Source organism: Variovorax sp. HW608 (genome assembly GCF_900090195.1).
In the GTDB taxonomy this organism is placed as follows: domain Bacteria; phylum Pseudomonadota; class Gammaproteobacteria; order Burkholderiales; family Burkholderiaceae_C; genus Variovorax.
Genome location: NZ_LT607803.1, coordinates 3,124,644 through 3,138,573 on the forward strand (window position 1 = coordinate 3,124,644; position 13,930 = coordinate 3,138,573).

The 13,930-nt window shown below is 65.7% G+C and carries 11 protein-coding genes; 5 read left to right on the plus strand and 6 right to left on the minus strand.

Features of this window, described 5'->3' with window-relative positions; genetic code table 11:
• A complete protein-coding gene (locus VAR608DRAFT_RS14615; RefSeq protein ID WP_088954709.1) occupies positions 1–1,137 on the plus strand; it encodes a CaiB/BaiF CoA transferase family protein in 1,137 nt (378 codons plus the stop codon).
• Positions 1,138–1,155: 18 nt separating this feature from the next.
• On the opposite strand, the gene VAR608DRAFT_RS14620 is transcribed toward VAR608DRAFT_RS14615, so the two are convergent.
• The gene (locus VAR608DRAFT_RS14620) at positions 1,156–2,157 is read right to left on the minus strand and encodes a cysteine synthase A (protein WP_088954710.1); all 1,002 of its coding nucleotides are present in this window, start codon (positions 2,155–2,157) and stop codon (positions 1,156–1,158) included.
• Positions 2,158–2,434: 277 nt separating this feature from the next.
• Between VAR608DRAFT_RS14620 and VAR608DRAFT_RS14625 the strand changes: the two genes are divergently transcribed.
• Positions 2,435–3,640: a hypothetical protein gene (locus VAR608DRAFT_RS14625; protein WP_231973516.1), complete on the plus strand. Its 1,206-nt coding sequence runs from the start codon at positions 2,435–2,437 to the stop codon at positions 3,638–3,640.
• Between the two features lie 54 nt (positions 3,641–3,694).
• Here the strand turns inward: VAR608DRAFT_RS14625 and VAR608DRAFT_RS14630 are convergent, their stop codons facing one another.
• The gene (locus tag VAR608DRAFT_RS14630; RefSeq protein ID WP_197700534.1) at positions 3,695–5,467 is read right to left on the minus strand and encodes an adenylate/guanylate cyclase domain-containing protein; all 1,773 of its coding nucleotides are present in this window, start codon (positions 5,465–5,467) and stop codon (positions 3,695–3,697) included.
• Between the two features lie 159 nt (positions 5,468–5,626).
• Positions 5,627–6,400: a DUF2189 domain-containing protein gene (locus tag VAR608DRAFT_RS14635; protein WP_157730971.1), complete on the minus strand. Its 774-nt coding sequence runs from the start codon at positions 6,398–6,400 to the stop codon at positions 5,627–5,629.
• 167 nt (positions 6,401–6,567) lie between these two features.
• On the opposite strand from VAR608DRAFT_RS14635, the gene VAR608DRAFT_RS14640 reads away from it, so the two are divergent.
• Complete coding sequence (locus tag VAR608DRAFT_RS14640) at positions 6,568–7,473, plus strand: DMT family transporter (protein ID WP_172843854.1); 906 nt, start codon at positions 6,568–6,570, stop codon at positions 7,471–7,473.
• A 116-nt stretch (positions 7,474–7,589) separates the two neighbouring features.
• Positions 7,590–8,552, plus strand: a complete 963-nt coding sequence (locus tag VAR608DRAFT_RS14645) for a hypothetical protein (protein ID WP_088954713.1) — start codon at positions 7,590–7,592, stop codon at positions 8,550–8,552.
• Positions 8,553–8,591: 39 nt separating this feature from the next.
• Here VAR608DRAFT_RS14645 and VAR608DRAFT_RS14650 read toward each other — a convergent pair whose 3' ends face one another.
• From VAR608DRAFT_RS14650 to htpG, 3 genes are all read right to left on the minus strand, one after another.
• The gene (locus VAR608DRAFT_RS14650; RefSeq protein ID WP_088954714.1) at positions 8,592–9,590 is read right to left on the minus strand and encodes an AraC family transcriptional regulator; all 999 of its coding nucleotides are present in this window, start codon (positions 9,588–9,590) and stop codon (positions 8,592–8,594) included.
• A gap of 45 nt (positions 9,591–9,635) precedes the next feature.
• Positions 9,636–10,859, minus strand: coding sequence for an NAD(P)-binding domain-containing protein (locus tag VAR608DRAFT_RS14655; RefSeq protein WP_197700535.1), 1,224 nt, complete (start codon positions 10,857–10,859; stop codon positions 9,636–9,638).
• A gap of 80 nt (positions 10,860–10,939) precedes the next feature.
• Positions 10,940–12,988: a molecular chaperone HtpG gene (gene htpG / locus VAR608DRAFT_RS14660; protein WP_088954716.1), complete on the minus strand. Its 2,049-nt coding sequence runs from the start codon at positions 12,986–12,988 to the stop codon at positions 10,940–10,942.
• Positions 12,989–13,250: 262 nt separating this feature from the next.
• Between htpG and VAR608DRAFT_RS14665 the strand changes: the two genes are divergently transcribed.
• Complete coding sequence (locus VAR608DRAFT_RS14665; protein ID WP_088954717.1) at positions 13,251–13,898, plus strand: hypothetical protein; 648 nt, start codon at positions 13,251–13,253, stop codon at positions 13,896–13,898.
• The last annotated feature ends 32 nt before the right edge of the window (positions 13,899–13,930 follow it).

The following is a 13,930-nucleotide window of genomic DNA, read 5'->3' on the forward strand; positions in this document are numbered from 1 at the left end:
ATGACCACCAATGCCCGGCCGACCGGCGCCCTCGCGGGCGTGCGCGTGCTCGACATCTCGCGCATCCTCGGCGGCCCCTACTGCGGCCAGATCCTCGGCGACCACGGCGCCGACGTGCTCAAGGTCGAGCCGCCGCAAGGCGACGACACGCGCACCTGGGGCCCGCCCTTCCGCGACGGCGTGGCCTCGTACTACCACGGCCTCAACCGCAACAAGCGCGTCCAGCACCTGGACCTCGGCTCGCCGGAGGGGCGCGAGGCGCTGCTGGCGCTGGTCGCGCAAGCCGACGTGCTGATCGAGAACTTCAAGACCGGCACGATGGAGCGCTGGGGCATCGGCTACGACACGCTGGCCAAGCGCTTTCCGCGCCTCGTCTGGTGCCGCGTCTCGGGCTTCGGCGCCGACGGTCCGCTCGGCGCGCTGCCCGGCTACGACGCGGCGGTGCAGGCGATGACCGGCATCATGAGCATCAACGGCGAAGCGGACGGCGGACCGCTGCGCGTGGGCCTGCCCGTGGTCGACATGGTGACCGGGCTCAACGCGGTGATCGGCGTGCTGCTCGCCCTCAACGAGCGCCAGCGCAGCGGGCGCGGCCAGTTCGTGGAAGCGGCGCTGTACGACAGCGGCCTGTCGCTGTTGCATCCGCATGCGGCGAACTGGTTCATGGACGGCACCGAGCCGAAGCGCACCGGCAACGCGCACCCGAACATCTATCCCTACGACGCGCTCAAGACGCGCACCGATCCGATCTTCGTCGCGGTCGGCAACGACCGGCAGTTCGCGAGCTTCTGCGCCTGCATCGGCCATCCAGAACTGGCCGAGGACCCGCTCTACGCGACCGCCGGCCAGCGCTCGGTGAACCGCGACGGGCTCAAGCAGCAGCTCGAAGCCGCGCTGGCCGACTTCGACGGCCGTGCGCTGGTCGACACGCTGATGGCGGCCGGTGTGCCTGCCGCGCCGGTGCTGCCGGTGGATGCGGCGCTCACGCATCCGCACACCGCGCATCGCGGCATGGTGGTGGAGCTCGAAGGCGGCTATCGGGGCATCGGTTCGCCGGTCAGGCTCAGCCGCACACCGGCGACCTACCGGCATGCGCCGTTGACGCCGGGCGCGCGCTTTCTCGATCCGGCGGACTGACCCCGGCGCCTGCAGCGTTCAGGCGAGCCAGGCCGGTACCGGAAGGCCTTTCTCTCGCAGGAAGGCGGGGTTGTAGAGCTTCGACTGGTAGCGCGTGCCGGCGTCGGCGAGGATCGTCACGATCGTGCTGCCCGGGCCGAGCGCGCGTGCCATGCGGATCGCCCCGGCCACATTGATGCCGCTGGAGCCCCCCAGGCAAAGGCCCTCTTCGCGCAGCAGGTCGAACAGCACCGGCAGCGCCTCCGCATCCTCGATCTGATAGGCGTCGTCGATCGGCGCGTCCTGCAGATTGCGCGTGACTCGGCCGAGGCCGATGCCTTCGGTGATCGAGCTGCCCTCGCTGCGCAACTCGCGATGCTTGATGTAGTGGTACATCGCGGCCCCCATCGGGTCGGCGGCGGCGATGACGACTTCCGGCTTGCGCTTCTTCAGGTACAGCCCGACGCCGGCCAGCGTGCCCCCCGTGCCGATCGCGCAGACGAAGCCGTCGATGCGGCCATCGGTCTGCGCCCAGATCTCGGGGCCGGTCGATCGGACGTGGCCCTCCCGGTTCGACAGGTTGTCCCATTGGTTCGCGTACAGCACGCCGCAGGGTTCGCTGTGCGCGAGCTCGTCGGCGAGGCGCTCGGCCACGTGCACATAGTTGTTCGGGTCGCTGTACGGGACCGCGGGCACCTCGCGCAGTTCGGCGCCGCACAAGCGCAGCGCGTCCTTCTTCTCCTGGCTCTGGGTCTCCGGGATCACGACCACCGTGCGGTAGCCGCGCGCGTTGCCGACCAGCGCGAGGCCGATGCCGGTGTTGCCCGCGGTGCCCTCGACGATCACGCCGCCCGGCCGCAACGCGCCCCGCGCCTCGGCGTCGAGCACGATGTAGAGCGCCGCGCGATCCTTGACCGAGCCGCCCGGATTCATGAACTCGGCCTTGCCGAGGATCGTGCAACCGGTCAGTTCGGAGGCCTTGCGCAACTTGATCAGCGGCGTATGGCCGACTGCCTGGATGAAGCCGTCACGCACGTCCATGATGCGTCCAGCATAGTCTGCGATTCCGGCGCGAAGCTGGCCGACCGAAGAATCAGATCACTCGCAGCAGCGTCTTTTGTCCGGCCGGCAGCGGGTTCTGCCGAGCCGCCCGCTCAGTGCACCTTGTGCTTGAGGGCTCTGCGCAATGAACGGTCAGAAGGGTGAGAGCGGACAGACGCAGCGTGCGTCACCGAAGTCGTCACGCCTTGGTTTGGACTACACTGAAACTCACTGAAGCAGTTCGGCGTCTCTGAAACCTGGAGCTCGGGGAACCAACATGATTGACGCGCGTGGGGGCCAATCCCTCACTACAGGCAGCCTTGAGGCTGCAGAGCAGTATCAGCTGGCTGTCGATCGCATCCTTGGCTCCGAGACGGGTGCAGCAGAAGCCCTCGATCGGGCTTTGGTGCTGGACAGTGATCTCGCTCTGGCACTGGCCGCACGCTACATGCTTGCAAAGGACGCTAATTCAGCGGACGCCGATGGCTTCAAAGAGCGTGCACTCATGGCGGCAGAAGCCGCGCTGCCCTGGGAGCGTGCGCATATCCTCGCGCTCTTTGCGCTGCTTGAAGACCCTTATTCCAATCTTGCAGCGACCGAGGCCTATATCGCTGGGAATCCCAGTGACCTGCTGGTGATCTCGCAACTTTGTGGGTACCTGATCTTCTACGGCGGTGCGCGCAAGCTCGAGCGCGTTCTGCGTATCATGGAATCGGTCGATCCCAGTTTGCATGATGATTGGGCATGTCTCGCGCGCCTCGGGTTTGCGACCAGTGAGGCCGGCGATCGGAACCGCGGTCGTGTACTTGTCGAGCGGGCATTGCGGCAGCGGCCGCAGGCACCCTATGTCATCCACAGCTATGCTCATGTATTGCACGATCAGGGTAAGCCTGAGGAGTCGCTGGACTTGCTGGGTAACTGGCTGAACGAACACCGCCTGTCGGCAGAAGGCGGCGCCATGTATGGTCACGTTCAGTGGCATCTGGCGCTGGCGGAATGGCAGTTGGGATTGGCCGAGCAGGCGTGGCAGCGCTACGAGCGTTACTGTGCACCCGAGAAAACTCGCTGTGGTCCGGTGCTGACTCTGGCCGATTGCGGCGGTTTTCTATTGCGTGAATATCTGCGAACAGGTACTACCCGTCCGGTCTCGGCTGCAGTTTCTGCATTGTCCGAGCGCTTCAGGTCCATGCTTTCGCATCCGTTCATAGCGTTGCATCTTGCCGGTATTCAGGCATCAGCCGGCGATCTCGCCTCGCTGGAGCAAAGCAGGGCGGCAATTGCGACCAGGGAGCCCAGCGACCAGACGCGGCTCTCACTCTGTCTGGTTGATGCTATCGGTCAATTTGCCAGGGGGCAGTACGCCGATGCCGCCGAATCATTGAAATCGGTATCAGTAGATCAGCGCATTAGCGTGGGGGGAAGTCGTGTTGAGCGCATCCTGATTGATCTGCTTGAGGCTAGAGCAGTTGAGCTGGCTGCGTAGCTTGCAAATCCGCCCGGATATTTCGTGACCGGACAGGCAACCGCCATACCGGACTCATTGAGCCAGTCCGGCCTTGCGCAGACCCTCCACGAACTGTTCGAGGGGCGCGGGGTTTCTGTAGGGCAGGACTCGCAGCGTGTGTTCGATCGTGTACTGGGGGTTTATGGCCATCAGTTCTCGCCAAACTCGACGGGCCTCGTCTTGACGGTCGGTATGACCGTAAAGCGAGGCCAGGTAGGCGCGCGTGACGTCCGACGCGGGCATATGAATCAGGCGCCGCTTGAACGTCGCTTCGGCCTCGTTGTAGCGTCCGAGGGCGAATAGGGCCCGCCCCAGAGCATGCATCCACAGGTCGAATTCCGGGTCGAGCCGAAGCGCCCGTTCGAATGACTCGAGCGCTTGTTCGTGCCGTCCGGCGAAATGCAACACGCTGCCCAGGGTGCCATGGGACGGGGCAGAGTTCGCGTCCAACTCGATCGCCCGGCGCGCCGCGCTCTCGGCTTCGTCCAGGCTTTGCAGCCACATCAGGGCGACCGCCAGCGCGTGGTGCGAAACCGCATCGAACGCGTCGAACTCGCACGCCTTGCGCGCCAGCGCCAAGGCCTGTTTCAGATCGCTCGCCGTGCGACCATTCCATGCGTTGGCATACTCGACGCCGCAGCAGATCGCCAAGGACGCATAGGCCTGCGCCAGCCCCGGGTCGATCGCCAGCGCGCGCTCCAGCATGGCACGGCACTCGACGAGCGCTGCGGCGTTGAAATCCCGGATGCGGCGTTTCGCGCGAATGAGGCAGTCGTACGCCTCGACATTGACCTTGCCGCGATCCTGCCGACGCGCCCTTTCGCTGCCGGTGAGGGTCACCTCGAGCGTATGGACGATCTTCCGCGTCACTTCGTCCTGGACCAGGAAGATGTCCTCGAGGTCCCGGTCATAACGTTCGGCCCAGATGTGGCCGCCGGATTCGGCATCGATGAGTTGCACATTGATGCGCACCCTCATGCCGGCCTTTCGCACGCTGCCTTCGAGCACATGTCGCACACCCAGCTTCCTTCCGACGTCCTTGATGTCGACGCTTTGCTTCTTGAAGGTGAAGGACGAGTGGCGGGCGATCACGAACAGGCCGGATATCTTGGAGACGTCGGTGATGATGTCTTCCGTGATGCCATCGGCGAAGTACTCTTGGTCGGGGTCTCCGCTCATGTTGGTGAACGGCAGCACCGCGAGCGAGGGCTTGTCAGGCAGACGCAGCACCGGCGCAGACGATGGCGACGCCGCCGCGGGGACATCCACCGATGGCCTCGCGGGCGCCACCTTGAAGGCCCGCACTGGATGGCCGATGTTCTTCACCTGCTGTTCGCCCTGATCGACAAACTCCGCACTGACCTTGCTCCTCACGGCCCCGTGCACTGCGTCCGAAACGGTGATGCCGCCCGGTTCGGCCAGCGCCTGCAGCCGCGCTGCAATGTTCACCCCGTCGCCGTACACCGTGCCGTCCGGCTTCTCGATCACGTCGCCCATGTGAACGCCGATCCGAAAGCGCATCTGCCGATCCCGGGGCGCGGCGTCGCAGGACACGCTTAGCTCATGCTGAACAGCAACGGCGGCGGCGACCGCTCCGGCCGCGGTGTCGAACACGGCGAGCACCGAGTCGCCAGCCATGTCGATCACACGGCCATGGTTCGACTCGATCTGAGCTCGAAATACCGTGCGCGCCGCATCGAGCGCGGCCACGGTCGCGCGGTCGTCGATCGCCATCAGGCGTGAATAGCCCGCCGCATCCGTGGCGAGGATCGCTGCCAGGCGCTGCTTGAGACCAGACCCGTTCACACCCGTCGAACCCTATGCAAGTTGCCGATGAATGTTACGCTCCGCGCGGCCAATCGCATGCGAACGTGTCGGATTGCGCGGCAGCCTCATCCTGCTGTTGGGGCTGGGAATGTTGGCCTGGCCCGCCCGCTCAGTGCCGAGCCCGCAGCCTGTGCGGAATCAGGTCCCCACCATTTCGCGGTAGGCGTGCCAGCTGGCATGCGCGAGCCACGGGAACGTCACGATGAGCCCGAGCATGAATGTCGCGAAGCCAAGGGCCGTCAGGGTTGCGATCAAGGCCGCCCACAGCAGCATGGCGCCCGGATTGCGGGCGCAGCATCGCAGGCTGGTCAGCGCCGCGGTAATCACGTCCACAGGCCGATCCATCAGCGACGGCACGCTGACGACACCGAACGCGAAGACCAGCGCCGCCACCGTGGCGCCCACGGCGAGGAAGGCAAGCACCAGAGTGGCCGGCTGGCCCGACAGGAGCAGCGCCGGAGGCAGGTGCGGCACCTGCTGCACCTGCTCGGTGAAGAACAGTGCGAAGACGATGGCCGCCAGGCGCTCCCAGGCCAGGTACGCCAGCGCAAGCACCAGACCGAACAGCGCAATCGAATCGGCGTTGCCTTGCCAGGCGCGGAAGGCCTGTGTGGTGTCCGGCGCGGCGGACTGCTCCCGCTGGCGCGACAGGGCATACAGCGGCATCGCGACGAAGGGGGCCACCAGCAGGAATCCTCCGAGCAGCGCTGGCGCGAGGTAGGTGGCCTGCCAGGTCGCCGCCATCAGGATCAGGCCGACGACAGCCACTACGGCACCGATGCCGAAGCTCACGCCTGGACGGAACGCCAGATCCCGTGCACCCATCCACAGCCAGGCGAAGGGCCGCAGCGCGCCGACCCGACGCACCGCAGGCGCCTCCAGGGAGGATTGACTGTCGAGCGGGTGTTCCATCGCGCACACTCCTTCTTGACGTCGTGCCATCGGCACCATGACCAGCATAGCCAGTCCGCATCGCCGCGGTTTGACGCCGATCAAGTCCTGCATCCTGGCGGAGATAATGTGCGGCCAGGTGCCGACGTCATGCGATGAGCCGCCTGCGACCACCTCACCTCCCTGGAATGTCCCCCACGAACAAGGCTTCAAAAGCCCCAGACCTGAGCACCGGCATCGGGCTCGTCCTCGTGACGACCTGCATGTTCGCCGGCAGCGATGCGACCATCAAGTACCTCGGCGGTTCGATTCCGGTGCTGGTCCTGCTGTGGGTGCGCTACATGTTCCAGACCGCCACCATGGCGGGATGGCACTTGCTGCGGGGCGGGCCGCTGAAGATCCGAAGCCGGGTCCCCATGCTGCAGTGTCTGCGTGGCGCCTTGCTGCTGTGCAACTCGGCGGCTTCCTTCTACGGCGTCCAACGCCTTCCGCTGGCCGAGTTCACCGCGCTCATGCTGCTCGCACCGGTGGCGACCACCGTGCTGGGTGCGCTCGTGCTCAAGGAGTCCGTCTCGCCGGCGCGGTGGGCCATGGTCGCGCTCGGCGTCGCGGGCATGCTGGCCGTCGTGCGGCCGACAGGCGCGGGCGCCCTGGGCTGGGGTGCGCTGCTGCCGATCGCCAGCGCGCTCTGCTATGCGGCCTTCCAACTGGTGACGCGCCGCATCGCCAGCGCGGACGATCTCGTCGTCACGAACCTTCTCTCGGCGCTGCTCGTGACTTCGGTACTGGGCGCGGTGCTGTGGGCACTCCCACTCGATCTCGCACCGACGCTTCGCCTCGCGAGCGGCAAGCAGTGGGCCCTGTTGCTGCTGATGGGCACGTTCGCCACCGCAGGCCATGTCTGCATGGCGGGCGCCGTGCGGGTCGCTCCGCTGTCGGTGCTGATGCCCTTCGCCTATGCGCAGATCGTCTTCGCGACGGCGATCGGGTGGCTGCTGTTCGCCCATGCGCCGGACCTGTGGGCGGTCGCAGGCATCTGCCTCATCGGGCTGGGCGGCATCGGAACCGTGTGGCTGAACGGCCGACCGGCTTGAACCCGCCGTGGCCCGCGTCCGGATGATCGGACAGGTTTTGCAGACGCGCGGCCCGATCGGGTTCGCCTCGCGCTTCGATCATCGAAACTCCTTCAACGACATCGATAGAGGTCATCATGCAAAGCGCTCCCTCTGCAAATCCGTACGCCAAGGTCATCGAGAATTCCAGGCGCGTCCGCTGGGACATCGACAGCGATGTCATCCGCAACCGGCGATTCGATCTCGACAAGACCTTCCTGCCGGCCGGCCTGTCGCTGGTGAACGAACTGGACTTCATGACGCCGGACGATCGCCGCCTGCTGAGCCAGGTGCAGGGCCGGAGCTACGCCTACATCTTCGGCCTGGTGGAACGCTTCATCGGCGCCAAGATGCTCGAGATCAGCCGCCAGCACGCACTGGGCGACCAGGCGGCCCTCGAAGCGCTGGTCCGCATGACCGACGAGGAACTGAAGCATCAGAAGCTGTTCCGGCGCATGGAATCGATGATGGCCGACGACATGCCGGCGGGCTACATGGCCACCGCCGACCCCGACGCGGTCGCCGCGGCCGTGCTCGGCAAAAGCACCTGGTCGGTGCTCGCGCTGACGCTGGACATCGAGCTCTTCACGCAGGCCCACTATCGCGCCAGCATCGAGCCGGAGGACGACCTGTGCGCGCTGTGGAAGGACGTCTTCCTGGCCCACTGGAAGGAAGAGTCGCAGCACGCGCAACTGGACGAGCTGGAATTCCTTCGCGAGGACGCGCACCTCAGCGCCGCCGAACGCGATGCCGCTGTCGGCGACCTGATCGACCTGGTCGTGGCAGTGGACGGGATCCTCGTTGCGCAGGCAGGCGCCGACGCGAGCTACTTCGCGTCGATCGCGGGCATGCGCTACGACGATGCGCAGCGCGCCGCCATCGCCGATGGGGTCCTGAAGGCCTACCGCTGGCAGTACATCGTGTCGGGCGTGACGGCGCCGCGCTTCCAGAAGATTCTTTTCGGCGTGCTGGACGACCGGCAGACCGCCAGGGTGACGCAGGCATTGCAGCCGCTGCTCCATGCGATGCCCGCGTCGTCGCCCGGCATGACGCGCCATTAACCGCAAGGTTCGCGAGGGGCCACGATCTGCAGTGCGTGGTCATCCTCGCGGCACGGATTCCCCGCTCGCTGGTCGCGCGCTCCCGAGGCTGTGTTCGCGGCGCCAGGATGCCGGGGGCACGCCGAATTCGCGCTTGAAGGCTCGGCTGAAGGCGGTGTCGGTTTCATAGCCGACTTCCAGCGCGATGTGCATCAGGCTCAGGGCGCTGCGCCGCAGCAGGTTGGACGCGAGCGCCATGCGCCACTTGCCGAGATACTGGATCGGAGGCTGCCCCACGTAGTGGGTGAACTTCTCTGCGAGAACCGAACGCGAGGTTCCGACTTCGCGGGCCAGGCTTTCGAGCGTCCACGGATACGCCGGCTTCTCGTGCATGAGCGCGAGGCACCTGCTGACGGCACGATCGCGCAATCCGGCGAACCAGCCGGTATGGCCCTCCGACATCTGGGAGATGTAGCGGCGCAAGGTCTCGACCACCAGCACCTCGGACAACTTGGCCAGTACGCCTTCGCCGCCGGGCTCGGTGGCGGCGGCCTCCGCCACCGCATAGACAAAGGAACGCTCCACCCAATCGGTGCTTTCGTCTCCCCTGAGGCTGACCGTCAACACCCTTGGCAGCGTCGTCAGGATCGGCTTGCACAGCACGGGATCGCATGACAGATAGCCGCAGATGATGCGCGTGGGCTCGCCGCCGCCGCCGAGCTGCAGTTCCTCCGGCCTCTCGCGCAACAGGCCGTGCACGTCGAGCATCGGCACCGGCCCGTCCGATCCGGACGACGCCATCGTGTGCGCATCGCCATGCGGAAAGAGAATGATGTCGCCGGCCTGCAGGCGAAGCGGTGGCATGCCGTCCAGCTTCACGGTGCACGAACCGTCCACGAACAGGTGATAGAAGAGCAGCCGCTCGGATCCCGCGTGGACCTGCCGGGCCACCGCGTCCGCCTCCGGGGAGGCAAAGCACCACGGTGCGGTGAACCTGGCCTTGAAGAAGATCGCGCTGTTGAACTGCAGGACCTTCAAAACCTCTGACAAGGCATCCATGGCGCCTCCTCGAGAGCATCGTCATTGGCCGGCGAATCCGCCCGGTCAGCTCGCCTTCCGTGGAGCGATCTGCTGTGCCAGGTAGGCGGCGTCCTCGTCGGCGCCGAACAGGAAGGCCGACTTCCATTTGTGCAGCCAGGGCAGGCCCAGGAAGTACAGGCCGGCTTCGGAGGTCAGGCCGCGCTCGTGCACGGGTGTCCTCTTCGGTCCGGGGGACTGGCCGAAGACGGGCAGGTCGATCCAGCCGAACTCTGCCTGCGCACCGTTGGCCCAGATCACCGAGTTGATCCCCTCGCGCGCGAGATCGAGGGTGCGGATGGGCTCATGAAGTTCCGGCGGATCCGGCAACGGGTCGGCGGGCGGCTGCGCCGCAGGCAGATCCAATGCCTGCGCACGGGCCGCGTCGTCGCATCGACGGGCGAACGCCTGCAGCGATTCGTCGCCGTGGGCGATGCTGGCGGCGAGATCGTCGGCAATGGCGATCCGTCCGTTCTCGGCGGCCTTGACGCGGCCGAGCAGCACGACCCCTTCGGCCGCCAGCTGGCGCAGGTCCATGTCATGCCCGCCATTCACACCGGTCATCAAGCGCGACAGGCGAGCGCCCTTCCACTCGCGAAGCGTCGAATCGGCGGAGCCTGTCGCGATCAGCCACCAGATGCAATCCTTCCCGCGATAGCGACGCCGGATCCGCTCGTGCGAGCTGACGGACAGGAACACGCGCCGATCGGCGCGGCACAGTTCCTCTGCTATCTGCACGCCGGAGTTCCCGGTGCCGACCACGAGCACGGCGCCGGCGGGCAATTGCATGGGATTGCGGTATTGGGTCGAATGGAGCTCGAACACGCCCGCGCCCAGTGCAAGTGTCGCGCGCGGAACCTGGTAGGGGCCCGTCGCCACGACGACGTTGTGCGCCACGTAAAGGGTGCCGTCGGTCTGCACCTGCAACTGGCGCGACCCGGGCCTGCGCGTGACCGAGAGCGCCGCGCACTGGGTGCGCACCGGAGCGCGAATCGCCGCCGCGTAGCGCTCGATATAGTGCGTCACCTCGCGCAGCGGTGAAAAGGCATCGGGGTCGGCCTGCGGGTCGGCTGTCATGCGTGGCCAACCCGGAAGATTCATGTTCCAGTTGGGAGACTGGAAGTGCAACGAATCCCAGCGCTCGCTGCGCCAGCGCTCTGCCAGTTCTCCGCGCTCGAGCACGAGGTGCTCGCCGCCCACTCGGCCCAGGTGGTGACTCATTGCCAGGCCCGCCTGGCCGCCGCCGATCACGATGGTTTCGATGTGCTCCGTGGACATGGCACCTCCAAAACGAAACGCTTTCGGCGCCGGGTCGGCCCGGCGTCCGGGCCTCAGGCCAGCAGCGCGTTCACGCGACGCACATAGGCCGCCGGATCGGCCGGCAGGCCGCCTTCGGCAAGCAGCGCCTGGTCGAACAGGATGTTCGCCAGATCGTCGAAATGCGCCGAGCTCTCCAGCTTCTTCACGAGCGGATGCTCGGCGTTGACTTCGAGCACCGGCTTCACCTCCGGCGCCGGCTGGCCGGCCTGCTTGAGCATGCGCGCGAGCTGCGTGCTCATGCCGCCGTCCTGCACCACCAGGCAGGCCGGTGAATCGACGAGGCGCGTGGTCACGCGCACGTCCTCGGCCTTGTCCTTGAGCGCTTCCTTGAGGCGCTCAAGCACCGGCTTGAAGGACTCGGCGGCTTCCTCGGCCGCCTTCTTCTCCGACTCGTCCTGCAGCTTGCCCAGATCGACCGCGCCCTTGGCCACGCTCTGCAGCGCCGTGCCGTCGAACTCGGTCAGGTAGTTGAGCGCCCATTCGTCGACGCGGTCCGTCATCAGCAGCACCTCGATGCCCTTCTTCTTGAAGATCTCGAGCTGCGGGCTGTTCTTGGCGGCGGCCAGCGTGTCGGCGGTGATGTAGTAGATCGCGTCCTGGCCTTCCTTCATGCGCGACTTGTAGTCGGCCAGGCTCACGCTCACGGTGTCGCTGGTGGTCGATGCGAAGCGCAGCAGCTTGGCGATGCGCTCGCGGTTGACGAAGTCCTCGCCGAGGCCTTCCTTGAGCACCGCGCCGAACTCGGCGTAGAACTTCGCGTACTTGCCCGATTCGTCGGCGAAGGCGGCGGCGGCCTCGGCGGCCGGCGTGGGTTGGGCGTTCTTGTCGACCACATCGCTGACCGCGCTCAGGCCCTCGGTCGGATCGGGCGAGGGCACCGATTCGCCCGAGCCGACGTCGATCTTGCCCTCGCTGCTCTCGCTGCCGGTCTTCTGCTTCTTGGCGAGGTCCTCCAGCATGCCTAGCACGCGCTTGGTGCTGCCTTCGCGGATTGCCTTCACGTCGCGGCTTTCCTGCAGCAGTTCGCGGCTCACGTTGAGCGGCAGATCGGCGGAATCGATCACGCCCTTGACGAAGCGCAGGTAGCTCGGCAGCAGCGACTCGGCATCGTCCATGATGAAGACGCGCTTGACGTAGAGCTTCACACCCGCGTGCTTGTCGCGGTTCCAGAGGTCCATCGGCGCCTTGGCCGGGATGTAGAGCAGCTGCGTGTACTCGGTGTTGCCCTCGACCCGGTTGTGGCTCCAGGCGAGCGGCGCGTCGTAGTCGTGGCTGATGTTCTTGTAGAACTCGACGTACTGCTCTTCGCTGATGTCCTTCTTCAGACGGCTCCAGAGTGCGTTCGCCTGGTTGACGGTCTCCCACTCGCCGGTCTTGACCATCGAGCCGCCCTTGTTGTCCTCGCCCTCTTTCCATTCCTCCTTTTCCATGAGGATGGGCAGCGAGATGTGATCGGAGTACTTGCCGATCACCGACTTGAGCTTCCACGCGTTGAGGTATTCGTCCGCGTCGTCGCGCAGGTGCAGCGTGACGCTGGTGCCGCGCTGCGGGCGGTTGATGCTGTCGACCTCGAAGTCGCCGGCACCCGCGCTGACCCAGCGCACGCCTTCCTCCGCCGGCAGCCCGGCGCGCCGCGATTCGACGGTGATCTTGTCGGCCACGATGAAGCCCGAATAGAAGCCCACGCCGAACTGGCCGATGAGTTGCGCGTCCGCCTTCTGGTCGCCCGAGAGCTTGCTCATGAACTCGCGCGTGCCGCTCTTGGCGATGGTGCCGAGGTTGTCGATGGCTTCCTGCTGGCCGAGGCCGATGCCGTTGTCGACGATGGTGATGGTCTTGGCGCCCGGGTCGAAGGACACGCGCACTTCGAGATTGGGCTGGTCTTCGTACAGCGCGGATTGGTCGATGGCCTCGAAGCGCAGCTTGTCGCAGGCGTCCGATGCGTTCGAGATCAGCTCGCGCAGGAAGATCTCCTTGTTCGAGTAGAGCGAATGCGTGACGAGGTGAAGCAGCTGCGCGACTTCGGCCTGGAAGGGGAGTTTGGTCTTGGAAATGGTCATGACGCGTTGTCAGTCGAAAGAAAACACATCGCCGATGGCGAACAGACAACTTTACTGGACGCTCTGGTGCAGCAGCCGTGGCCGAATGCGCCGTCGCCGTGGGCGCAAACATACAGTTGCAAAAACTTACATCGCAAAAAAACGCCAAAAAGTACTCATTTAGACATTTTGAGAACTATGTCCTACAACGAATGGCATATCTGTCCTACATTGAAACGCATCGACTTTATCGACATGCGTCGATCAATTTAGGAAATCAATCATGAAAAGGTTCCTCCCGCTCCCGATCGTTGCGGCCCTCGTCTTGCCGCTGGCAGCACTGGCGGAATCCAACGTCAACCCCAGCACGCCGTCCAACGGCACCGCCCAGGCACGCGTGGACGTCAAGATCACCGTTCCGCGCGTGCTCTTCCTGCAAGTCGGTACCGGCACGGTCATGGCGGCAGGAACGACGGTCGACCTAATGGACTTCCAGGTGCCCGCCAGCGGCATCGGCAACAGCACTTCCGTGGCCGCCACCGCCGCCAGCGGCGACCAGGCCAATGGTTCCGTCACGGTTCGCGTGCTGGCCAACGGCAACAGCAATGTCAGCCTGAATTCCTCCACCACCGGCGCCATGACCAACGGCGCGGGCTCGACCATCGGCTGGGACCAAATCGACGTCACGGCATCGGCCCTTGCCACGACCACCTCCGGCTACACCAACGCCGCGATCACGCATCCGGCCTTCAACAGTTCCAACACCGGCGCAGGCACCGCGACCACCTTGACGGCAACCTCCGGCCTGGTTCGCCAGGAAGGCAAGTGGACCTATGCCTACAAGAACCAGAACGTGGTTGCAGCCGGCACCTACGGCGGTGCAAGCAACACCAACAACGGCACCGTGACCTATACCGCCACGATGCCCTGAGCACGCCGGCTTCCTCGACGAGTTCATTCCGA